The organism is Rhizobium bangladeshense, from assembly GCF_017357245.1.
GTDB lineage: Bacteria > Pseudomonadota > Alphaproteobacteria > Rhizobiales > Rhizobiaceae > Rhizobium > Rhizobium bangladeshense.
On record NZ_CP071615.1, the window covers coordinates 58,797 to 82,586 of the forward strand.

Annotated in this window: 17 protein-coding genes and 1 pseudogene; 9 read left to right on the forward strand and 9 right to left on the reverse strand. The window is 57.0% G+C overall.

Features of this window, described 5'->3' with window-relative positions:
• Positions 1 to 54: 54 nt before the first annotated feature.
• The 7 genes from J2J98_RS26295 to J2J98_RS26325 all read right to left on the reverse strand — a co-directional run bounded on the left by J2J98_RS26295 (position 55) and on the right by J2J98_RS26325 (position 9,622).
• Complete coding sequence (locus J2J98_RS26295; protein WP_168333678.1) at positions 55 to 1,218, reverse strand: M20 aminoacylase family protein; 1,164 nt, start codon at positions 1,216 to 1,218, stop codon at positions 55 to 57.
• Positions 1,219 to 1,679: 461 nt separating this feature from the next.
• Positions 1,680 to 2,687 carry an ABC transporter ATP-binding protein gene (locus tag J2J98_RS26300; protein ID WP_207603915.1) on the reverse strand — a complete coding sequence of 336 codons (1,008 nt, stop codon included), beginning with the start codon at positions 2,685 to 2,687 and terminating at the stop codon, positions 1,680 to 1,682.
• Positions 2,684 to 3,691 (reverse strand): ABC transporter ATP-binding protein, encoded by a 1,008-nt coding sequence (locus J2J98_RS26305; protein ID WP_168333680.1) that lies wholly within the window; start codon positions 3,689 to 3,691, stop codon positions 2,684 to 2,686. The genes J2J98_RS26300 and J2J98_RS26305 overlap by 4 nt, the downstream gene beginning before the upstream one ends.
• 1 nt (position 3,692) lies before the next feature.
• Positions 3,693 to 4,574: an ABC transporter permease gene (locus J2J98_RS26310; protein WP_168333681.1), complete on the reverse strand. Its 882-nt coding sequence runs from the start codon at positions 4,572 to 4,574 to the stop codon at positions 3,693 to 3,695.
• Position 4,575: 1 nt separating this feature from the next.
• Entirely contained in the window at positions 4,576 to 5,517 is a 942-nt protein-coding gene (locus J2J98_RS26315; protein ID WP_207603916.1) for an ABC transporter permease, read from the reverse strand.
• A 5-nt stretch (positions 5,518 to 5,522) separates the two neighbouring features.
• Positions 5,523 to 7,121, reverse strand: a complete 1,599-nt coding sequence (locus J2J98_RS26320) for an ABC transporter substrate-binding protein (protein ID WP_207603917.1) — start codon at positions 7,119 to 7,121, stop codon at positions 5,523 to 5,525.
• A gap of 374 nt (positions 7,122 to 7,495) precedes the next feature.
• Complete coding sequence (locus tag J2J98_RS26325) at positions 7,496 to 9,622, reverse strand: prolyl oligopeptidase family serine peptidase (RefSeq protein WP_246569472.1); 2,127 nt, start codon at positions 9,620 to 9,622, stop codon at positions 7,496 to 7,498.
• A gap of 1,000 nt (positions 9,623 to 10,622) precedes the next feature.
• Between J2J98_RS26325 and J2J98_RS26330 the strand changes: the two genes are divergently transcribed.
• Positions 10,623 to 11,636, forward strand: coding sequence for a D-alanine--D-alanine ligase family protein (locus J2J98_RS26330; protein ID WP_207603918.1), 1,014 nt, complete (start codon positions 10,623 to 10,625; stop codon positions 11,634 to 11,636).
• 239 nt (positions 11,637 to 11,875) lie between these two features.
• Positions 11,876 to 13,510 carry an MFS transporter gene (locus J2J98_RS26335; RefSeq protein WP_207603919.1) on the forward strand — a complete coding sequence of 545 codons (1,635 nt, stop codon included), beginning with the start codon at positions 11,876 to 11,878 and terminating at the stop codon, positions 13,508 to 13,510.
• Between the two features lie 336 nt (positions 13,511 to 13,846).
• Here the strand turns inward: J2J98_RS26335 and J2J98_RS26340 are convergent, their stop codons facing one another.
• The gene (locus tag J2J98_RS26340) at positions 13,847 to 14,572 is read right to left on the reverse strand and encodes a class I SAM-dependent DNA methyltransferase (RefSeq protein WP_207603920.1); all 726 of its coding nucleotides are present in this window, start codon (positions 14,570 to 14,572) and stop codon (positions 13,847 to 13,849) included.
• 1,137 nt (positions 14,573 to 15,709) lie between these two features.
• Here J2J98_RS26340 and J2J98_RS26345 point away from each other — a divergent pair.
• Positions 15,710 to 16,203, forward strand: a pseudogene (locus J2J98_RS26345) (helix-turn-helix domain-containing protein); the annotation flags it as partial.
• Positions 16,204 to 16,815: 612 nt separating this feature from the next.
• On the opposite strand, the gene J2J98_RS26350 reads toward J2J98_RS26345, so the two are convergent.
• Positions 16,816 to 17,772 (reverse strand): LysR family transcriptional regulator, encoded by a 957-nt coding sequence (locus J2J98_RS26350; RefSeq protein ID WP_246569473.1) that lies wholly within the window; start codon positions 17,770 to 17,772, stop codon positions 16,816 to 16,818.
• Between the two features lie 211 nt (positions 17,773 to 17,983).
• Here J2J98_RS26350 and J2J98_RS26355 point away from each other — a divergent pair, with 211 nt between their 5' ends.
• The 6 genes from J2J98_RS26355 to J2J98_RS26380 all read left to right on the forward strand — a co-directional run bounded on the left by J2J98_RS26355 (position 17,984) and on the right by J2J98_RS26380 (position 23,774).
• The gene (locus J2J98_RS26355) at positions 17,984 to 18,676 is read left to right on the forward strand and encodes a CoA transferase subunit A (protein WP_207603921.1); all 693 of its coding nucleotides are present in this window, start codon (positions 17,984 to 17,986) and stop codon (positions 18,674 to 18,676) included.
• Between the two features lie 7 nt (positions 18,677 to 18,683).
• Positions 18,684 to 19,316 carry a 3-oxoacid CoA-transferase subunit B gene (locus tag J2J98_RS26360; RefSeq protein WP_207603922.1) on the forward strand — a complete coding sequence of 211 codons (633 nt, stop codon included), beginning with the start codon at positions 18,684 to 18,686 and terminating at the stop codon, positions 19,314 to 19,316.
• Positions 19,317 to 20,600, forward strand: coding sequence for an ArgE/DapE family deacylase (locus tag J2J98_RS26365; RefSeq protein WP_207603923.1), 1,284 nt, complete (start codon positions 19,317 to 19,319; stop codon positions 20,598 to 20,600).
• Positions 20,601 to 20,602: 2 nt separating this feature from the next.
• On the forward strand, positions 20,603 to 21,781 hold the full coding sequence (locus J2J98_RS26370; RefSeq protein WP_207603924.1) for a thiolase family protein: 1,179 nt from the start codon (positions 20,603 to 20,605) through the stop codon (positions 21,779 to 21,781).
• A gap of 49 nt (positions 21,782 to 21,830) precedes the next feature.
• Positions 21,831 to 22,352 carry a GNAT family N-acetyltransferase gene (locus J2J98_RS26375; RefSeq protein ID WP_207603925.1) on the forward strand — a complete coding sequence of 174 codons (522 nt, stop codon included), beginning with the start codon at positions 21,831 to 21,833 and terminating at the stop codon, positions 22,350 to 22,352.
• Positions 22,353 to 22,463: 111 nt separating this feature from the next.
• Positions 22,464 to 23,774 (forward strand): aspartate aminotransferase family protein, encoded by a 1,311-nt coding sequence (locus J2J98_RS26380; RefSeq protein ID WP_207603926.1) that lies wholly within the window; start codon positions 22,464 to 22,466, stop codon positions 23,772 to 23,774.
• Positions 23,775 to 23,790: the final 16 nt, after the last annotated feature.

The window sequence follows — 23,790 nt, forward strand, 5'->3', positions numbered from 1 at the left end:
TTTTCCCCGCCACTATTGACGAGGTTCTGAAGTTCTGCGGCAAGTAGCGTCTGGCTAAGGCGCCAGGACCCTTTCAACCAAGTTCACCCAGTAGCCAACGCCGAAAGGCAAAGCATCGTCGTTGAAGTCGTATTCGGGGTTGTGGACGGAGGCCGTCGGACCGTTGCCAAGAAAGATGTAAGAACCTGGCCGCGCCTCAAGCATGTATGCGAAATCTTCCGATCCCATACCTGGCTTGATGAGATCGTTGACTGATGCGTGCCCAACCAGATCGCGTGCTGCGTCAACCGCTATCTTCGTCTCGGCCTCGTGGTTCACAGTGACTGGTTCGAGACGGCGATACGCAAAATCGATATCCGCGCCAAACCCGCCGGCGATGCCCTGGGCGGCTTCGAAAATCCCTTTTTCTGCAAAGTCGCGGAGGGCGGGGGAAAGCGTCCGGACAGTCCCGCAAATAACCGCATGCTGCGGGATGATATTATAGGCTTCTCCGGCATGGATCTTGGTCACGGAGATGACCAAAGCCTCTTGAGGATCGGTGTTCCTCGAAACCAAAGTCTGGAGGCCGAGAACGATTTGGGCGCCGATGACAATGGGGTCAATATTCTTGTGAGGCGTCGCGGCGTGACCGCCTCTACCCCGAACAGTAATGTCAAATTCATCGAGCCCCGCCTGAATTGGGCCGCTGCAAATGCTGAATTTGCCGACCTCCAGTCCCGGGTAGTTGTGCATTCCGAAAATCTTGGAGATGCCAAATCGATCCATGATGCCTTCCTGCACCATCTTCTCTGCACCCCGGCCGTCTTCCTCGGCTGGCTGAAATATGAGGGCGACAGCGCCCTTGAAATTGCGCGTCTCCGCCAGATACTTCGCTGCCGCTAGAAGCATTGCAGTATGGCCGTCATGACCACATGCATGCATTTTTCCAGGAGTTTTCGATGCCCACGGTTTTCCGGAGGCTTCCAATATTGGTAGCGCGTCCATGTCGGCACGCAGCCCGATTGTCGGACCGTCACCAAGGTTGCCCTGAATTACGGCAACCAAGCCGGTCTGCGCTATTCCGGTTTCTATGTGGTTGATGCCGAACGAAGCCAATTTTTCGGCGACGAAATTTGCCGTGTCGTGGACGTCATAGTCCAGCTCAGGATTCTCGTGAAGATACCGGCGCCATACCGTCGCTTCGTCTCTAAGCTTTTCGAAGTTTTCAATGCCGCGCATCGTTTATCCTTTTTGATCTTGGATCGCTAAACGAAAAATCCCTCGGCTGCGGATCCGCCACCATCTTCACTGAACTCTCAGGTCCAGGCGACATGTGGGCTTGGGCAGATCATATACCCGCAATTTTGGTTCCCTTTTTTTACCAACGTGCCTTCGCGGGCTGTCCTAGGCAAATAGAGACTCAATATAAGCGCCATCTGGAAACGAGATGGCATACTAGTGGAGGGGGTCAGTTGGGCTTGCCTGAGGGCGTGACGCACTCTTCCCGAGGAGCCACCAGTTTTACGAGGTCGAAGACAAGCTCCGCCCGGACTGGCTCTGTGCGCCATCGCTACACAACCGGCAGCACTGTGCCGGGCAGTGTCGACCAAACGTCCTTGGGATTCTTCCGGCTGCTAGTTCTGATTGGGCAAGGTGCGAAGACCTCGTCGAAACGACGCTACGCAAAGCCCCCCAACTGGTTAAGGGGTACCAGGCTCATTGTGCTCGATTTTGCCCCCTGGAGCGCGGACGTGACACGCGACAGCGCGGCCATCGGGCATTGACACCAGCGGGGGCACGTCAATGCGACAGCGGTCTTGTACGAGCGGGCAGCGCGGGTGGAATGCACACCCGCTCGGTGGGTTGACCGGGCTCGGCACTTCACCCTCGACCAGCGCCTCCAACTGAACCCTTGTGGGATCTGGTATAGGGGCGGCCGCTATGAGCGCCTCGGTGTAAGGATGTATTGGGTTGGCAAATAGCGCTTCGCAAGTTGCCAATTCGACAATCCGCCCGAGATACATGACCGCTACTCGATGACCAATATGCTCCACAACACCAAGATCGTGCGAGATAAACACGAAGGCGATCCCCGTTTCCTCCTGGAGGTCCATGAGAAGATTGAGGATTTGTGCCTGCACGGAGACGTCGAGAGCGGAAACTGCCTCGTCGGCGATGATGATTGAGGGTTTCAGCGACAATGCGCGCGCAATTCCGAGCCGCTGGCGCTGACCGCCCGACAATTCCGAGGGGAGCCTGTGCATGATCTCGGGCGCAAGGCCCACCTTTCGCAGGAGCTCCGCCGCAAGGTCTTCGCGCTTTCTGCGGTTCAGACGCTCAAAATTCTCGACCGGTTCTGTGATAATCTGACCGGCCGTTAGCCGTGGGTTCAGCGACGAGTAGGGATCCTGGAAGACCATCTGCATGCGTCGGCGCCAGTCCCGAAGTTCGTTCTTGTTGAGACTGGCAATATCGTTTCCCTCCAGCAGGACGCGGCCACCTGTCGGGTCAACAAGCCGCATCAAGAGCCGTGCGATTGTCGACTTTCCGCATCCTGATTCGCCAACAATGCAAAGTGTCTCGCCTGCGTTGACAGTAAAGGACACATCCTCGACCGCCCGCACGACTGGTGGAACTTTATTGAAGATTCCGCCACCGACCGGATAGTGTTTGACCAGTTTTTCGACTTGCAACAAAGGGCCACTCATGCGCTCAATACCTCTTCTGCATGCCAGCAGGCGGCCGCGTGATCCACGCCGTATTCTTTGACAGCTGGCGTTTTCTCCCGGCAGACCTCGGTCGCGAACGGACAACGCGGCGCAAAGCTGCACCCGACGATAGGCTCCCGCAGGCTCGGCACAATGCCTGGGATTTCCGGCAGACGGCGCTCTTTCCCCCGCCGCCTATCTGGGACCGAGCGCATGAGAGCTTTTGTGTACGGATGCATCGGCCGCGCGAAGAGATCCGTGACCGTTGCCTGCTCGACGATACGGCCGGCATACATCACTATGACGCGCTGGCAGGTCTCGGCCACGACGCCTAGGTCATGGGTGATGAACATAACCGAGGTTCCCATGCGCTCTTTCAGATCGACGATCAGCCGCAGGATCTGCGCCTGAATGGTGACGTCGAGCGCCGTCGTCGGCTCGTCGGCAATCAAGAGTTCAGGTGAGCACGCAAGTGCCATGGCAATCATGGCACGCTGGCGCATGCCGCCGGACATCTCGTGGGGATAATTGCTTACCCGCCGTTCGGGGTCCGCAATGCGGACGAGGCGCAGCATATCGACGGCCTTTGCCAAGGCCTTAGAACGGGTGGCACCAGTGTGAATTTCGACCGCCTCTGCAATCTGGCGACCGACAGTGTAGACCGGATTAAGGCTCGTCATAGGATCCTGGAAGATCATCGCGATTTTATCCCCCCGGATCTTACGCATCTCTCGGTCGGGCAGATCCAAGAGATTGCGACCGTGAAAGAGGACCTCACCGCCCATCGTTTTGGCGGAGAGCTTCGGCAGTAGCCGCATAATCGAAAGCGCCGTCACGCTCTTGCCACAACCGGACTCGCCGACTACGCCGAGCGTTTCGCCCTTCTTTACTTTAAAGCTAACGCCGCCGAGAGCGTGCGTGACGATCTCCTCTCCGAAAAAGTGGGTCTCGAGATCCCGGACATCAAGGAGGATGTCCCGACCAGAATTTTTCTGAATACCCATGTCATCTCCGCCTTTTCGCACGAGGGTCGAACAAGTCGCGGAGACCGTCCCCAAACAGATTTACCGCCAGAACCGTGATCGCAAGAAAGATTCCCGGTGCGAATATGGTGAAAGGAGCAATTGACAGGTACAGCCGAGAGCTGGAGATCATATTCCCCCAACTTGAGATTTCGGGGGGCACGCCAACGCCTAAGAAGCTCAGCCCGGCTTCGGTCATGATCGCGTCCGCACAAACAACCGCAGTTTGGACCATGAGTGGCGGTAGAGTGCTCGGAAGAATATGGCGCCACAGAATCTTCGGCAGTCGTGCTCCGCCGCAAACAGCGGCCTCGACATATGCGCGTTCACGCACACTTAGGACCACTGACCTTACCATTCTCGTCACGCTCGGAATTTGTGGGATGGCGATCGCTATAATCAGAATGCCAATTCCCGTCCCCGTGAGCGAGATGAGCGCGATTGCAAGCAAGAACGTCGGGATCGACATCAAAGCGTCCATCACGCGCATGATGACATTGTCGAAGCTTCGAATGTAGCCGGCGAGTACACCGATCAGAAGCCCGGCGGAGGCGGCCAGTAGCGCCGATACCAATCCGACCGTGAGAGAGATCCGCGCGCCGCAAACGGTCCGAGCGAACACATCCCGACCCAGGTTATCTGTCCCCAACCAATATTCGGCGGAGGGGGGTTGCAGGCGGACAAACGGATCCATTTTCAACGGATCACCCGCATAAAGTGGAGCTGCGAGCGTCAGAGCGATCAGGATCACCAGGAGACCACCGCCGATCAGAACCAGCGGGTGTCTTCGAGCATGGCGGGCGAGGTATGAGACTCGAAAGCGACCCCGTTGCCCGGGGTTTGGTAACGAAATAGCAAAAGACATATCAGTACCGAATCCGGGGATCGATCAGCGTGTACGCAAGATCGACCGCCAAGTTGATCAGGACGTATATTCCTGAGATGACGATGAGTACGCTTTGAATGACCGGGTAATCTCGATTGTTGATCGCATCGACTACGAGACGGCCAATTCCGGGGATATTGAACACCGTTTCGGTGAGTACGACCCCGCCAATCATATAGGCGAAACTAAGACCGATCACAGTGACGATAGGTGCGCCCGCATTTTTCAAAGCATGACGAAAAAGCATCGAGTATGGCGATGCCCCCTTCGCAGCGGCCGTGCGCATGTAATCCTCCGACAACACCTCCAGCATGCTGGCCCGCGCGATCCGAGCGATGAAGGCGATATAGGGAAGACTTAGCGCAACAGTCGGGAGGATGAGATGAGCGAACCATGGCCCGAGGCCCTGGCCGATCGGCACGTAGCCTTGAACCGGGAGCAGTCGCGTCTGGATAGCAAACACATAAATGAGGAAATAACCGACCACGAAAACCGGAAGAGAGTAACCGAGTGCCGAAAATACGGTTAGCGCGCGATCGACGAAACCTCCCGCGCGCCAAGCAGCAAAAATGCCAAACGTCACTCCGCCGACTACTGAAACGAACAATGTCAAAAGTGACACTGATAACGTCGGTTCCATCCTCTGTTTCACGAGTTGAACGACCGGACGCCCGGCGAAGACCGACGTACCGAAATCGCCGCGCAGGGTGTTTTGTGCCCATTGTCCGAACTGTACTGGCAGCGGCTCGTTTAGCCCAAGTTGCTCTCGAACGCTGGCGACCATCTGCTCGCTAGCAGTCGGCCCGGCAATGATGGCTGCTGGGTCTCCGGGCGTTAGCCTGATGAGAAGGAAGATGAATATCCCGACCATGGCCATGACGACGATGGCCGAGATCAGCCTGCGAAGGATGTAGTAGACCAAAAGACTCACCCCTTTTGCATATTCCACATTGGAACATTGCCGGTCTTCAGACCGACTAGGCCGGTCAAGTCCTTCCTGTGTGCAACGGGTGATACAACCTGGCCCAAGCTAACCAAGCTCGCGTAATTCCACCAAATCTGCTGCATCTCGCGAGCGAGGGCTTGGCGTTCTTCAAGCGTTTCGACGTCGGGCCATTTGGCGCGCAGCGCCTCGTATTCGGCTGATTCAGGCCAGCCGAACCAACTTTCCTCTCCGTTCATCGCCATCCAGGCCGCAGTTGTCGGATCGCCGAACTGGAAATCTGTGGCGGAGGAAATGAAGATGCTCCAGCCACCTTCGTCGACAGAAACCTTCTTGGCCCTTCTGGTAACAAGGCCAGCCCAGTCAGTCGATGCCAGCTCCGCATTGATCCCAATTTTGCGCATTTCCGATGCGAGTAACAGCGAAGCGTTGTGCGCTTCACCCCAGTCGGTGGGATCGAGGATAACGACCTTTTCGCCAGCGTAGCCGGCCTCCGCAAAAAGCCGCTTGGCCGCCTCGAGGTCACCACCCTCCTTGTACCAATCTGTGTTCGCATCATTGATATAAGCTGTACCAGTGCCAAACAGAGATTTGACGGGACGACTGTATTGTGGCGATGGATTGATGACGCGAAGAAACGCCTCCTGGTTGATGAGATGCAGCATCGCCTGCCGCGCCTTAATGTTGTTAAACGGCTTTTGCAGGCAGTTCATGCGGAGGAAATAGTTGTAACCGGATTTGTACAGATCCTCGAGCACAAGGCTCGGATCACTCTCGATCACCGGGTAAAGATCGGCTGGAGGCGCGCCTAGGAAGTCGATCTCTCCGGCCTGCAAGGCCGAAACGGCCGTCTGCTGATCCGGAAAGTCGTTCCAGATGACACGACTGACTCTGGCGATCTTGCCACCTGCAAGTCCGTCGGGGGCCTCGCTGCGAGGAACATACTCTTCAAACTTGTCGAACGTAATGTTAGCCCCGGGTACAAAAAGCTCCTCGTTGAACTTGAATGGCCCCGATCCGATGTGTGTGGTAACTGCCTCACTCGGTGGACGATCTGCGTCCTTTTCGCGCATGATGAACAGCGGGTAGGTGCTCACTTGCGCCAATTGATCAATCAGCAAACCCAGTGGCTCTTTGAGCGTGATGATAAAGGTTTTGTCGTCCTTTTTGGAAACATCATGCGCCCGCTGCTTCACCAAACTCCCGCCCGGTGTTTGGAACCAACGCCGAATTGAGGCGACACAATCCGCCGCCGTAACCGGCGTGTGATCGTGCCAGCTCAGTCCGTCTCGAAGCTGGAAAGTGTAAGTCCTCTTGTCGTCCGAAGCGCTCCAATCCCCGATCATTTGCGGCTGTGGCACGAGCTTTGAATCGAGGCCGAAGAGCATATCGTAGACACCAAAGGCGTAATCGCCGATATCTACGTCTGTCGTCGTGTAAGGATCGAAGGCCTGCGGCACGCCGTGGGACCATTTCACTGGTTCTCCTCCGGTCGATGCCTGTGCGCGGAGCAGGTAAGGGAACGACGCTGCCGCTCCCATCGCCATGCTCGCTTTGATTACGTTTCTCCGAGAGATCTTCATTGTCTAAGTTCCCCTACTTGTTTTTGATTTCATCTGGTCCGTGATGGAGTTGCGTTAGCTGTAACGACGCGGACAAAGTGTCCCTCAGCGATATTGGTGGCGCGTCTCTCTCTCCGGCGAGCAAACTGGCTACGCCGAATGGAATTGACAAATAGAGTTTCGATATGTGCTCATCTCGAAACCAGATTGTTGAGACCTGTCAAAGGCTTGTTAAGCAAATGTTCGCTGCATGCTGGAACGCATTGATCCCGACTTCGTCGGGCGACAAAGCTCTAGCCGTAGGCCTTAGTCTCCTAAGACGCGATAAAGCCGCTGCGGAGACCAGGATGGCAGTATCGCATGGCCCGTTAGACAGGCCCTGCTACGTTGTCGTTTCACCTCGAGCTCCCTAAACGATCGAGGTGATCAAGGATCCAAGCCTGCCGGAACGCGGCTTCTTCCACTACCGCGGGTCCGTGTGAATATCCGGAGTGACCGCCGAGCATGCGGGTCCTAAGGACGAGCGCGGGGTCGCGATTAGGCGTGCATGAGCGGCGCTGTGCGACGTACCTTGCAGGCTGGTGAAAAAGTACCTGGCTGTCATCGAGCGCGGCGTCAATGTAAGTGGGCGGAAGTGGTCTATCAGCCTCCAAATTGTAGTATGGGTCATAGGCGCGCATGTACCTGTACTCGTCCGGAACGCGCGGATCTCCATATTCTGCTGTCTCCGCCAATGCGAAAGGCATGTTGAAGTCCAGCTCGGTGTCGATGATGTCGGCAACTGGCACCTCCGCGATCACGGCCCGAAATAAATCAGGTCGCAATGCGGCCGTAGCCAACACGGTACCTCCGCCGGCACTTTTTCCTTCAATGACAATTTCGTCGCGCCCAGCATACCCCTGTTCAACCAGAGTCTCGGCACATCTGATCAGATCCGTGTAAGTGACCGTCTTTCGATCACGAATGGCCACATCATACCAGCGACGCCCGAACTCTCCGCCACCCCGTACATGCGCGATGCCGAAAGCGATTCCTCGATCAAGGAGGCTCAAACGCGCATCCAGACATGAGGGCGCGGAGAAGAAAGAGGGCCATCTCGTCGTGCCGTAACAGCCGTAGACGTTCAGGAGAACGGGGCCGCCGGGCTGCCGGTCCCGCCGAGCGATCAGCGAGATCGGCACTTGAACCCCGTCTTCGGCATCGGCCATTACGATCGTTGCAACGTATTGAGAGGGGTCGTAGCCGGGGACATCGGCTTGATAAACAATTTTCGATCGGCCGTTTGCCATATCGTACTCTGTGTACGTGTCCGGCCTAATAAACGAAGTGACAGAGTAGACCAGCTGTGAGCTGTAGAAACGATGCCGCGCTACCGAGTAGGAGCCTCCTGCCGAAACTCCGACTTTCAACGTGCACGTGTTCTCCTCGTGAACGATGACGGATTTAACCTCTCCCTCTCGGCCATACACGACAAGCCGAGGTCTGAGGCTTTCGCGCTCAAATGAAACCAGATCCTGATCGAATACGTGTACCTCCTCCAGGGTCACTCCTGCTCGATGAGGAACGATCTCTTTCCAATGCGCCGGCGATGGGTCGGCTATCGGCGCGCTTACAATTCGCCAGTCCGGGCCGTTGTCGTCTACACGGAACAGGAATTTGTCGTTCCAGTGTTCAGCATAAACCTGATGTCCCAGATCACGTGTCACGATCCGGCGCCACTTCCCTCTCGGATCGTTCGACGCGAGACACCACACTTCCGCGGCACCTCGTTGGACGCGTAGCGTGTTGTCGCATCCGGGGACCACGTTGAGAAACAGCCAATCGCCGCTGTGCGATCGCCGAATAACTACTGCGAGCCGCTCGTTGGATTCTTCGAAGACTACCTCGGATTTGCTGGCTTCCACATCCAGACGAACGATCCGATCATGCTGACGCCTGTCACTGCGCTCCTGTGAGAAAAAGAGTGATCGGCTATCGGCGGCCCAGACTGCCTGGCCAATTCGCGCCGGGCCTCGCCAGACGTCCTGGCCGCTAGAGACATCCCGCACCCTAAGTTCGAAGCCCTCATTGCCGACGACATCAAAACTATACGCTAGATACCGCCCGTCATCGCTTGGTTCAAAAATGCCAAGTGTGAAGAAGACAGCCGCGCCCTGTAACGTGTTCGGGTCCAGTACAAGTTCCTTAGGGCCTCCTGCAATTGGTCGGCGCCACCATGCCAAATGAGGCAGGCCATCCTCCTGCACCCGAAAATACTCAAAGGGACCGACTGTCAAAACAGGATGACTGCCGCCACCGGCTTTACGCCCGTCAATTTCGGCAACCAGTTGCTGTTTGATCTCCGCTAAGTGGGCTGTCGCCTGTTGCGCGTAAAGGTTCTCTGCTTCAAGATACTGGAGCACATCGGGGTTTTCGCGATTACGAAGCCAGCCGAATTTGTCAGTCGTGACATCTTCATGAAGGACGCGGATTCGCTCCTCGGCGTGGGGAAGCGGCGGGTGCAAAATTTGCTCTCCCATCATTCGTCTCCCGACACGAGACGTAGATCGACGATGACACCGGCATTACGCGAATAGTTCGCAGTTTTCATTGATGTGCCTTCCGTTGAGCCTTGAGTAGCCTAGCTCGCGCTCAGCATCTCCTGATGTCGTAGAGCTGGAAACAGTGCAGCTTGGTTCGTTGCTGAAAATTGGAGAGCTCTTTCAGACTTGGCAAATATCAAATCGATATTCCAGCCATCGAGAAGCAAGATGGGCTGTGTTGCTGACGAAGGGATCCATGTGAGCTTGCAACTCAAGTGCAGCGTAGGCGCGGGCTCAAGATGAATTGCGGCGCTCAGTGTGCGCCGAGAGGTATCGCGATCGGACATCAATATGCCCGGTGACCTCCGAGGAAGGCGCAGCGGACGGCTGGTAGTCTAGAAGCACGATCGGCCCGCCACTGTCCTCTCTGCTGCGATAGGCCAGAGCTCGCACATCCAATCGACAGGGCACCGCGACCGAACACTTCTTGGGAGTTAACGTGCTGGACCACGATGGATAGTTCCGCTGCGTCCGCGGGGCTCCTTGCCTGAAACAACGCCTGTGTGAAAGGCTCTCGTGCGTCTTCGAATTTGCCACCCATGGCCTGGAACAGGATCATGTTTGAGGGCCACGGCCGGCAGCCGAAAGTCAGCACAATCCTTGTGAGTCACTCAAGGGCCACCATGCAACGTGGCAACAAGGCTTGTGTGGCGGCGGCGCTTAGCCAGGTCCGATCGACGTGCCGGTTGCTCCTCTTCGACTTTGTGAGATTTAAGACATTTCGGTGCGAAAAGCGACAGCGCATTTACGGCGGCGACGCGGGACACACGTGGCTTTGGAGCCTCATTTCGCGGAACGTCATCGTTGGCACGCCGATTGCAGCAGTCATGTGGCCCGGTCAGAGCGCTGGGCGTAAATGCCGATAGATACATAGCGAATCGAGGAAGGTTGCCAATTAAACGGCGTATTGCCCCTCGTCTTCTTTCGTTGGAGTATGACCATGCTAATAGCAGTCGTGTGTAATAGCGAATTCACGGGCGTAATCAACCGATTCGGCCAGCCATATCCGCAACCGCCGCAACCGTGGCCGCCGGAGGGACGAATAGTTGACAATGTGCTGGCGGCGCTGGGAGAAGGCGGTCACGAGACGCTGCTGTGTCAAGGGAATAAAACACTACTCGCTGCGCTTGAGCAGTTCATGCCACCCGATCCGCTAACCGGCCGCCCCTCGGGAATGGTCTTCAACTTGGCCGAAGGGATTCAGGGCGAGTACCGGTTCACCCACGTTCCAGGAATGCTCGAAATGGCTGGTGTTCCGTATACCGGATCTAGTCCGCTTGGGCATGGACTGACGGACGATAAAGTCATCAGCAAGATGCTTATGCGCGATAGTGGCGTGCCAACGCCGAACTTTCGCGTCATGCGTCGCGGCACCGAGAGCACCGGCGATCTGCAATTTCCGTTAATAGTGAAGCCGCGTCACGAGGACAACAGCTTCGGGCTGCGAGTCGTCCATGACGCAGCTGAACTTAGGCCGGCAATCGAAAGGATCGACGCTCAGTATGCACAAGATTCGCTCGTGGAAGAATACATCGAGGGGCGGGAAATCAACGTAGCGCTGCTTGGAAATGAAGATCTCGAGGTGTTTCCTCTCGTGGAGCACGATCTCGCCCAACTCGACGCTAAAATTTTAACCTGGGAAGCGAAGTACCTGGCGGCCGCTCAGCCGCCAAAGATTTGCCCGGCGAAGATCGGGAGCAGACTTGTGGCATTACTGAGGGATATTTCGATTGCTACTTTCCATGCTTGCCAGTGCCGCGACTATGCCCGCGTAGATCTTCGGATCGATCGTTCCGGCAAACCTTTTGTTCTAGAAATCAACTCAATGCCGGGTCTCAGCAGGAACTCCCCTTATGTGCTAGCCGCGATGGCTGCGGGACACAGCTACTCGAGTTCGATCAATGGCATCCTTGATGTCGCCCACAAGCGGTATTTTGAAAAGGGAATCCAATAGGATTCAACCGCTGATCCAAAAGACGCCGACCGGCACCAGAGAAGGTGCACGCGCATCGATTGCAGCCGCTTGCGATACGGGCCTGGCGTCTCGCTAGCGCGGGCTTGATCCGGAAGGCTGGCGGAAACCTCCGCCAGCCTTCGCCCGTCACCAATGACATGCGAGCCCCCGCGTTTCGCACCGAATTTCCTGCTGCCTCGCAGCATCGCCGTTGGATTAGAGCTCAAGAGATATGCGGCATGAAAAATTCGAGTTCAGTCACTTCGACAGCATTCACCCCGCTCCGAAATAAGGTGTTCCGTTCAATCTGGACGGCCACACAAATCGCAAACCTCGGATGGCTCATTCAGACTACAGCAATCAGCTGGCTGATGGCTACGACCTCCGCTTCCGATGTGATGGTCGCGCTAGTGCCGGCCTCTTCCACTCTACCGGCGTTCCTCCTGTCAATCCTCGCAGGAGCTATTGCCGACAGTTTCAGCCGACGTTGCGTAATGCTCATCGGCCATTACTTGATCGCCTTTTCTTCGCTGATGCTGGCCATATCCGTTGCACTGGGATGCATCAGTCCTTGGCTGATATTAGCGCTAGGCTTCCTGGCGGGATGCGGTTTCGCGGTGAATGATCCCGCTTGGCACGCCTCTGTAGGCGACATCCTGGAGAAGCGTGACGTTCCGGCGGCGGTCACACTGATGTCGGTTGGGTATAACATTGTTCGAGCGGCAGGGCCGGCAATTGGGGGGCCAATTCTTGCTTTCTTGGGACCCCTTACCGCATTCGTGTTAGCGGCTCTCAGCGACTTAGTGCCGCTTGCTGCTGTATCGCGCTCAAAATGGCACGTGAACTCTTCCTCGCTGCCGTCTGAGCGTGTTCTAACAGCCATTCAAGATGGGCTGCGCTTTACCGCAATGTCGATCCAAATCAGAGCGGCGATTGCACGCGGCACGTTGTTCGGCTTTGCAGGCATTTCGATTCTCGCTCTGCTGCCTCTGATCGTCCGCAATCATTTCGCCGGAGGTCCTATCACTTATGGCGCCCTCTTGACTGCGTTTGGCATAGGCGCGTTCAGCGCCGGGCTTGCCGCCGGCCATCTCAGGCGCCTTCTATCCCAGACCCGTCTCATCGCTATCGCATCCGTCGCCTGTGCCGTATGCTGTTTAGTCCTACCCTTGACGTCCTCGATCTGGTGCGCGGCCCTTGCATTGGCTGTCGGTGGTGCAGGTTGGCTCCTCACTTGGACCGGAGTAGACATTTCAGTACAATTATCGAGCCCGAGATGGGTCGTCGGCCGCACGCTGTCAATCTATTATGCCCTTTCTTCCGGCGGGATGGCGGTAGGCAGTTGCGTCTGGGGCGCCATCGCCCAGAATTTCGCACTGACGACCGCTTTCCTAGCCGCCGCCATGGTATTACTTCTCACTGCAGGGGTCGCATTCCTGCTGCCGATAAAATTGTGGGAAGAAATGGATCATGAGGTCTCTTCGTTTGTAGCGCCGCCGCTCGCACTCGACCTCCAGCCGAGAAGCGGGCCCATCGTGGTCAAGGTCGACTACGTCATAGGAGAGCGGCATGTCGACACGTTTCTCGAATGCATGCGCGAGCAGCGGCGCATTCAAAGCCGAGCGGGGGCACGGAACTGGACTCTCCAACGAAACCTACAGATCCCTGCGCTATGGACAGAGGCGTTTAAAACGCCGACATGGACTGATTATCTACGTCTAAACCACAGACTAACGGCAGCAGACAAGGAATTGCGCGATCGCCTGACTGCACTGCACGGCGGCGGCCGTCCTCCCGAGGCAGTCCTCTCGATTGAAAGAGCAACAGGGTCGGTTAACAGCTGCAGCCAACCAATCCGGTCTTCGCGTCCGTAACGATCTAACCTAAAGATGAGTTGCCGATTGATGACCTGCAATGTCTGCGACCGGTCCGCGAGAGGCGACAGCCAGCTTCTCCTCGTTTTGCAGCGCAGTCGAATGCCGGATTGCAAATCCTCCCCGACTGCCGTCAGCAAGTCTTCACTACGACGTTTGCTTTCCCGATCGAGTTCGCATTTAAGCAATTGCAAGGGGAAAACGTCCGTACGCAAAGGAGGACGGAAGGAGAGCTGGGCGATATAGTCGCTGTTCAAGGGCCGGCCTTCTGAAGTGAAGCACCAATTATCTGCGCTATTTGCCGCTGCGCTTGGCCCGACCACGCACGACCGCCCGCTACACCGCTGGCTTGCCGACGCTGGATATGCGCATCGATTCGCTGCGAGAAAAACTCATACGACAGCATAGGAAGATCTGTTCCTCAGGCGGCACATCGACAGCGGCGGCATAGGCGTAGGAGGTTTCCTCCACTATTTGGAAGCCCGCCGTTCCGATGACCGCCCGCAGATCTTCGCGCAGGTAGCCTGAGACTCGGATGTTGTTTCCGAGGAAGGGGATTGAGAAATCGTCGACATCGGCCTCTACCATGGACAGGGCGAACAAGCCACCAGGGACCAGCAGATTTCGAATCGTCATTAGTGCAAGAGGAATCTCTGCACGCGGCAACATTAGCAGCGAGAAGAAGGCTGTGACAGCGTCGAACTGGCCTAGGTCCCGCGGGCCACCTGGTCGCAAGTCAGCAATGTCCAGCTGGTGGAATGTCGCGCCAGGGACATACTCCCGCGCGAGCTTCACCATCCCGCCCGACAGGTCGATGCCCACAACCTCTAATCCGGAGGCCGCTAACTGAAGCGCCGTTGGCACTCCGGTACCGCAGCCCAGATCCAGAACCCGAGAACCGGCCGGCAATGACTTGATCAGCCAATCACCCGCCGAGACTTGACCCTGTTTGTGTGGAAAGGTCTCATTATAGCGAGCGCCGATGGCATCAAAGGCTTCTGCCTGACCCTCGCGGTTGAGCTGAAGGCTGTTGTAGCCGCCCGCGCTGTATCGATTGTTCATGTGAATTAACCTTCCACAGAACGATTTGGATCGTATTACCGGCAGACATCAGAGAAATCAAGTGTTCAGACCGAAATCTGATCCCTGCGTGACCAGCACAGTAGATGCTACGTAAGGAAAGTCCGCTATGCCCCGCATGCGGCGGCGTGGATCGCCTGGCACATCGGGTTGATAACGCCGGCCGCGAGGACACTGCCACGGTTGTCATCCCGGTCAGGGCTCGTGACCTTGATTTAGCCGGCCCGGCCATCTCCAACTGACCGTGACAGTGCGATTCCAGGATCGTTACTGTGAAGCAGCTGTCCACATTTGGCTTGTTGCTGCCACTGATCATAGCACGTATTGAAGACAAGCTTCGGCGGGTAGAGCGCCTCCTGCGCGGCGGTGTTCACGCCACTGACAACGACCGCTTCCTGCCTTCGGTAGAAAAAGCCAGCAGAGGTCGTGAATTCAGGCGCACCAATGTCTTTTCCGAGGGAAGGCCAAAACAGCGGGGTCTGGGCTCCCGTTGCGATGATGGATGCCTCGAAGGAGGTGGAATATGTCGTACACCAAAGTGGTGACTACATTTTCTCGGCAGTTCTCCACATTCGTTGTGATGATGAGTTGGCCGCACGAGAGTGTTGTCGCAGTGAATAGGTACGAGGACAATCAATTCGCTGAAGTGCGATTATTTTCTATCCAAGTCGGCCATTCAAAAGGCCTTGCAATCTCGCCCTCCGGCGGCTTGCTCACGGACAGCAAGGAGGGGCGACTCCGCAACCAGTCCGGGACCGCGAGAGATACATGGCTCCAAAAAGACTATCGAGGACGACGTTGTCTCCCTAAGATCGAAGCGTAGAGCGAGAATGGCCGAGGTATCGCTCGCAACGTCTGGGGTGGTGCACACGGAATAGATTTCCTCCTTGCGTGAACGCCACTCATCGCCGGTAACAGCCACATAAGACCAGCGGGGCCGGCAAAGTTCCATAAATCAACGATATGCCTGCCGAACGTGTAGCGGCTATTTAGTAATGCGACAGTTGGGCCAGTTAGAGATGCGACAGTCTCGCCTCTCGACGCACTGGTCAAAGCCAACGTTGGGAGCAAGGATGACGACCTTCAGCCTGGTCGAGACCATGAGCGGTCGGAGTCGTCATGTCCTTTATGATCACCATGTCGCAGAAAGAGTTGCATCGCCTCGAAGTCATCCAGAAGATCCGTGACGAACGCCTGAACGTTGTCCAGGCCGCCGAGTTGCTGGATCTCAGTCGAAGTCAGGTCCATCGGTTGTTGCAGGCCTATGCCCGTTTCGGTGAAGCCGGTCTGGCTTCGAAGAAGCGATCACGACCGAGCAATCGACGCCACAGCGAGGATTTTCCAATGCGGCGCTGGATCTGATCCGCGAACGGTATCTGGATTTCGGTCCGACGCTGGCGCGCGAGAAGCTGATCGAGTTGCACCGGATCTCTGTTGCCAAGGAGACGCTGCGGCAATGGATGACCGAGGCCGGCATCTGGATCTCGCGTCGCGAGCGCAAGAAGCGGGTTTTCCAACCACGCGGCCGGCGCGATTGTTTCGGCGAGCTCGTCCAGATCGATGGATCGCATCACTGGTGGTTGTCTAATCGCATTCCATCCGTCAAGCTGGTTTGCGCATTCAGCCGCCCTGCCGGCTTGCGGGACAGGCAACCCGGCTGACCTGATTGGATGGATCGGAGCAGGGTTGTCTCCGCGGTCGACAAATGTCGCCGCACAATGGTTTTCGCAGGTGGGATCTTCCTAATGTTCGAGGCGCAGCCTCAACGAGCTGCAGCCACCAGATCTGATCTTGCAACCCGGACCAGCCGCTCAGATCGGGGCTGGTCGGCGTGCCGTGTGGCAGCCGCAAGTGACATTTCAACCTTGCGCAACCGCGGACATTTCAACTTGAATGCCACCGATGTTGTAGCAGCTACCTTCTATTTCCAAGTGCGACATGCCAGTATTTTCAATGGCTTCACGCAAAACCCCGAGCATCAGGGCGGGCCATTCTGCAGCGGATCCAGGAAGATATATGGGACCGAGATCTTTATCGGCGAGGATGTCTGCGTCAAAACATTCAAGCGAAGCTCGAGAAATCCCGAAAGTACTTAGGGCTCGGGTGGCAATCTGGCTGCGACGGCCGCTCAGCTACCGACCGATGGTGCGAAGCACTGCGCTTACAGAAGCTATACCGTGACAAAAGGTATTATTTGCCGATATGCGTTTCATGACATCGCGCACTTATGAATAGGTACGCTCCTTAAACGGCGTTGACGCAATCATCTCCCGAACCGCTGTAAGAAACGCGGATTCAGCTGGGTTAAGGCTTCTGCGGGGATTCACCACAACATGAATATCTATTTGGGGCAGTTCATCCCATGGCGGTAACTGCCAAAGAAGTCCCGCATCAACGTCTCGGCGTGCAATGTGAACGGGAAGGGCGCCGATACCCAACCCGTTCACAATCATACGCCGGACCTCCGGCAGGTTTGCTGAAACACCATGTGGCTCCGATTGCAAGTTGACCCGCTCGCGCAACTGACGCACTAGATAAAGAGGGCCATTTTCGATTTCGGTCTGGAACGAAACCGAGGGCTGACCCGATAAGGCCTCGGGGGTAATATCCTTACGGCCGAAGAGTGGATGCCTCGGTCCGCAGAACAAGCCAAAAAACTCCCGAAAGAGAACGCTGCTTTCCATCAGCGGACCGCCCTCGCGCATCAGGCACAAGCCCAATGTAGTCTGGTTCTGCCTTACCCGGCTGAGAACCTCGGCACTGTCAGTGATTGCTATCGAATAGGTTACCTTGGGAAACGCACTGTTGAATTGGGCCAGCACCTCGTCGAAATGAGGGCAGATCACGTGGCTCGTCATCGCGATAGCAATGTGCCCAGTGACTATGGTTTCAGCCGCAGCCATCAACCCAGGAAGGCGTAAAACCGCCCCAAAAAGCAAGCAGCATTCCCGATAGAGCGTCTCGCCCGCCGGCGTCAGACCAAAATGTCCGGGTCGTCGATCTAGAAGTCTCTTCGCGAGGGTATCTTCTAGCCGCTTCAGGGCACTTGAAACCGTAGGCTGGCTTAGCGTCAAGAATTCCGCCGCGCGCGTAATACCACCCTTTTCCACGACCACCGTGAAGGTGCGCAGCAGATTCCAGTCGAGCCGCCAAATGAATCGCTCTTCGTATGGACGCATCATAAATTCCGTCAATGATCGGAATTATGGATATCTGTTTGCACTATGGCGCGCAAGTAGAGATGGTCGGGCTAAGAGAGCCCAATTGGCAAGAAGGGCAAATCCCGCGTCGGGTGCGCCCTCTTCGGCAAACGGACGTCGATAACGACGGGGCAAAATTAGAGAAATCGTGACGGAGCGAGAACGCTCTGCGCTCATTAAGACTGGATATTTTGTGCCACTTCCCGACAAACGCAGTGAAATTGCGGAGGCAGTCTCCCAAATTGCCGACGGTGCCTCGGTCATGCTTGGCGGCTTTGGTGTGCCCGGAACGCCGTTCTGTCTGATTCGTGAACTGGTCAGGCGAGGCCCTCGCAATCTGACTGTAATCAAGAATGACGCCAATGAAGCCGGCATGGGCGTCGATTGGCTCCTTGAAAATGGCCAAGTGGCGAAGTTGGTCACCAGCCACATCGGTCTCAACCCGACGGCCATGCGAATGATGAATGAGGGCGAGATAGAGGTGGAGTTCGTCCCGCAGGGGATTTTAGCCGAACGCATCCGCGTGGCTGGAGCCGGAATGATGGGTTTCGTCTCCGATATAGGTCTAGGTACAGCTGTTGCAGAGGGCAAACAGCGGGTCGAGATAGCCGGCAAAACGGGCATCGTGGAGACTGCGTTGAGGGCAGACTTCGCGCTTATCCACGCCAACAAGGCCGACGCTTTCGGTAACCTCACGTTTTCAGCAACTGCGCAAAACTTCAATCCGCTAATGGCCATGGCAGCTGGTAGAACGATCGTGGAGGCCGAGGCCATCGTTCCATTCGGCGCCCTTGGCCCGGATAGCATCCATCTGACCGGAGCCTTTGTCGACGCGGTGGTTGAACTCAACGAATTGCCGGAGATTTATGGTGTCGTCAAACGCTAAAGCGCGAATGTTGAAGCGCGCCGCCGCAGATATTTCAAGCGGCATGACTGTCAATCTGGGCATTGGCCTGCCGACCGAGGTTCTGCAATATGTATCGCCTGGCACCCCTGTCTGCCTGCATTCGGAAAACGGCATCGCGGGGGTTGGCCCAGTCTTGTGTCCAGAGAACGCCGACCGCAATTTGATCGATGCGGGTGGCGCCTATGTCTCGATCATACCCGGCACCGCATTTTTTAACAGTGCGGTAAGTTTCGCCATCGTCCGATCTGGGCGGCTAGACCTGAGCCTCCTCGGAGCCTTTCAGGTGGCGGCAAACGGCGATCTGGCGAACTGGAAGATACCCGGCAAATTCTCGCCAGGGATGGGGGGGGCGATAGAACTGGCACAGAAAGCTCGTCGGGTGGGGGTTGTCATGATGCACACCGACAGCAAGGGCAATCCGAAGATCCTTAGCCAATGCAATTTGCCGCTCACGGCCGCGGGTCGCGTGAACCGGATCTACACCGATATGGCGGTCTTCGACGTCGCCGCCGACGGTTTGTACCTTCGCGAGATCGCTGCTGGTACCAGTATTGCCGCACTAGAGGCCGTCACCGGCACGGCCTTCCATGTTCCAAATCAAGATTTGCCGAGGTTTTAAATGGACAGGACGACTATCCTCCATGCCGTCGATTCGGTCTTCGAGAGTGAACTGGAATTTTTAGCCGAACTGGTGCGCCAAACTTCGACCCGAGGCCAAGAACAATCGGCACAGGATATTGTTGCCACAGATTTGTCTGATCGCGGCTTTGACGTCGATCGCTGGGAAATCGACGTGAATGACATATCAAACCTGCCCGGCTTCTCACCAGTCATAGGCAATTACGAGGATGCTGTGAACGTGGTGGGTAGCCTGCGTAGCCGAACCCGTAGCGGACGCAGCCTGATCCTCAACGGCCATATCGACGTCGTGCCCACCGGGCCACTAGATATGTGGAACCGCCCGCCCTTCGATCCTTACATCGATGGCGACTGGATGTACGGCCGCGGCGCGGGTGACATGAAAGCCGGATTGGCCTCGAATCTCTTTGCAATCGAGGCGTTGAAGCATCTCGGCCTGCGCCCTGCCGCCGACGTGTTCTTTCAGTCCGTTGTCGAGGAAGAATGTACTGGAAACGGTGCGCTCGCCTGCCTGCAGCGTGGCTATCGCGCCGATGCGGCGTTTCTCCCCGAGCCGTTTGCCGAAAAGCTCGTGTCCTCACAAGTTGGTGTTATCTGGTTTCAAGTGCACTTGAGGGGTTTGCCGACCCATGTCGCTTATGCCGGTTCTGGCGCAAACGCTATCGAAGCGGCTATCCCGTTGTTTGAGGCGCTGCACCGGCTGGAGCGGCAGATGAATGCAATGGAATGCCGCCATCACGACTATGTCGGCCACAGCCATGCTCTCAACCTCAACATCGGCAAGATCGAGGGCGGCGACTGGGCCAGCTCCGTCCCTGCGTGGTGTGTTTTCGATGCGCGCATAGGGGTATTTCCAGGACATGCCGTTGAAGATGTGCGCCTAATGATCGAAGAGACCATTTCCGATGCGGCTCGAAACCATCCCTTGTTGGCAAGAAACCGACCGGAAATTGTTTATAGCGGCTTTGCGGCCGAAGGTTATTCTTTCAGGGACGACAAGAGTGAGGTAGCGCACGCAGCGCTGGCAACATTGGACCGTGCTCACGGCCTTGTCTCCGGCACGCCGTTGGAGTGCGAGGCCATTACCGCGACGACGGATGCCCGCTTCTTCGGTCTCTACGCAAACACGCCCGCGCTGGTCTATGGACCGCGCGCCGAAGCGATCCATGGCTTCAACGAGTGTGTTGATCTGGCCTCGGTCCGCCGCGTGACCCAAGTGACCGCCTTATTCATTGCCGACTGGTGCGGCCTGGAGAAAGTGTAACCATGCGAGACGCCGTCATCGTTTCCACCGCCCGTACCCCGATCGGCAAGGCTTATCGCGGCGCTTTCAACGCGACGCAAGGGCCGGTCCTGGCAGCCCATGCCGTCCGCGCTGCCTTGGCGCGGGCCGGGCTGGAAGGCGGAGAAGTGCAGGATTTCACGCTCGGGTGTGCATTGACCCAGGGCACCAGCGGCATCAATGCTGCGCGGCACGCCATCTTTGCCGCAGGTCTTCCTGACGATGTGCCCGCCGCTACAATCGACCGGCAATGCGCATCCGGCCTATCCGCCATCGCGACGGCAGCAAACCAAATCCGGTCCGGCGACAGTGAGGTGGTCTTGGCCGGCGGTGTGGACAGCGTATCGCTGGTGCAGAACTCGAATTGGAACGCCACCAATTATCGTATTCCGACAGTTCGGGACGGATACTATATGCCAATGCTCGCAACGGCGGACCTTGTTGCGCGCAAGTATCACGTCAGCCGAGCGGACCAAGATGAATATGCGCTAGTCAGCCAGAAGCGTACCGCCGCCGCGCAGGAAGCGGGACGATTCGCCGATGAGGTGATTCCAGTTGAAGCTAAGCAGCTTCTGAAAAACCGGGAGACGGGCGAGGAAAGTATCGCATCCGTGCACGTAAAGCGCGATGAATGCAACCGAGCGGGCACAACTCTAGAAGGCTTGGCCGCGCTCCCAGCCACTATCGGCGAGGGCTCGACGGTCACTGCTGGCAACTCCTCTCAACTCTCAGACGGCGCCTCCGCCTGCGTCCTGATGTCGGCCTCCCAAGCGGCCTCGCGAAACATCACCCCGCTTGGTGTCTTCCGCGGCATGCTGACTGTTGGCTGCGCTCCTGAGGAAATGGGAATTGGGCCCGCATTAGCCATTCCGATCCTGCTCAACCGACACGGGCTTTCGGTCGACGACATAGATCTGTTTGAGATCAACGAGGCTTTTGCCGCGCAGCTAGTTTATTGCCGAGACCGGCTGGGACTTGATCCGGCTAAGCTGAATGTTAATGGCGGCGCCATCTCGATCGGTCATCCTTATGGGATGAGCGGAGCGCGCCTTGTTGGCCATGCGCTGCTGGAAGGGCGTAGGCGCGGAGCGCGGTATGCCGTCGTTAGCATGTGCATTGGTTGGGGTATGGGAGCCGCGGCGCTGCTTGAGGTCATTTCCTGACCGCTAAACTGGCGTCGACAATCAGCCGTCGGTGCAGAAAGGGTAGTTTATGTCGACTGTAGTGTCTTTTCGCGTAGCCGAACGTGGGGACAGCCAGGAGATTATGCGGGCACTACGTTTGCTCGCTGAATCACTTGGCGTTCCCGAGCACTTGAAATGCACCAAAGAAGATATCGAAACCGCTGGGTTCGGTCCCCGGCGCGAGTTTACAGTGATGCTCGCCGAGGTCGACGACACGATTGCTGGGATGTCTCTCTATTTTCCGATCTTTTCTACCTGGATGGGAAAGGCGGGGCTGTATATCCAAGACCTGTTTGTTCACGAGGAATTCCGCGATGATCGGGTCGGTGAAAAACTGCTGCGCCACGTCGGCCGGACCGCGTACCATGATGGTTACCGTTATCTTCGCCTGACAGTTGATAATGGCAACGAGGCGGGTGCTCGTTTCTATCTTCGGCATGGATTTGAGGCGCTGAACAATGAGACCAGCTACGGTCTTTACGGCACGGCATTTGAGGAGTTTGCCGCAGTGGAAACTAAACGCCGCTCTTGCGGCCAAACCAACCCTTGATCGTGTGTCATGCGCTCGCAATTCTTCCGTCCGGACGCGCTGTGTTTTAAGCCCTTAGTAGATCCAGAAGTGCAATTGCATGATCCTGTCCAGCCATAGTGAGACCAACGTGTGATGCTTCAAAGCCCCGGCCACCAGAATTCTTCCCTCGACGCCGCCTTGCTCGAAGCACGGGAGCGCTACACTGCAAAGCGCCCGAAGAGTGCGGCGCTGCATCGCGCGGCGGTAGAGGTTCTCCCTGGTGGCAACACCCGGACCGTGCTTGCCTACGCGCCTTTTCCAACCGCCATGGCGCGGGGCGAGGGCTGCCGTCTTCGGGACGTCGATGACAACATCTACCTGGACTTGTGTGGAGAATACACCGCTGGCCTTTTTGGCCACAGCGACAGCCGCATCCGTGCGGCTCTACACGGCGCTTTGGCGCGGGGACTGAGCCTAGCCGCTGTGGGGGAGGCCGAGCAGCGCTTTGCAAGAATTCTCTGCAGCCGCTTTCCGTCCATTGACATGATCCGCTTCACCAACAGTGGCACCGAGGCCAACCTGATCGCGCTCAGCGTCGCGCAGGTAGTGACAGGGCGCAGCCGCATCATTGCGTTTCGCGGCGGCTATCACGGCAGCCTCCTGTACTACCCCGCCACCGGTTTCAACCCAATCAATGCGACGTTCCCGGTGACACTATGTAACTACAACGACATCGACGGCACCGTGGGCGCCATCCGCTCGGCAGCGGGGGAGCTTGCAGCTGTCATAGTGGAGCCAATGCTTGGTAGCGGGGGCTGCATCGCAGCCGATCCTTTCTTTCTGGCTGCCATCGCCGAGGCTGCACGCGGTGTCGGTGCGATCCTGATTTTTGACGAGGTAATGACCTCGCGCATGTCGGCAGGCGGTCTGCAGCAGCGTCTCGGTATCTTGCCTGACATGACCACGCTAGGAAAATATATCGGCGGCGGCATGAGCTTCGGTGCGTTCGGTGGAAGGCACGACATCATGGACATCTTCGTCTCCAGTGTGCCCCATGCCGGCACATTCAACAACAACGTCATGTCCATGGCTGCAGGGATCGCCGCAATGGAAGAAGTGTTTACGGCCACAGCGGCCGCCGAGCTGTTTGCGCTAGGGGAGGGCCTACGCGAGCAACTCAACGCGATGTCTGACAGGGCCGGCGTACCGCTGCAGTTTAGTGGCCTCGGCTCGCTCGCCACGGTCCACTTTCGTCGCAACAAGATCGATCGCCCCTACGCCATCACCTCGAAGGAGGAGGCTCTCAAAGAGCTGTTCTTCTTCGACATGCTCGACTCGGGGGTCTACATCGCGCGCCGCGGCATGATGGCGCTGAGTTTGCCGACGACGGAACAGGACCTTGCACAGTTCACAACTGCCGTCGGCGATTTCCTCGACGCACGGGCGCCGTTACTGCGGTAGTCCGTCAAAGAGCTTT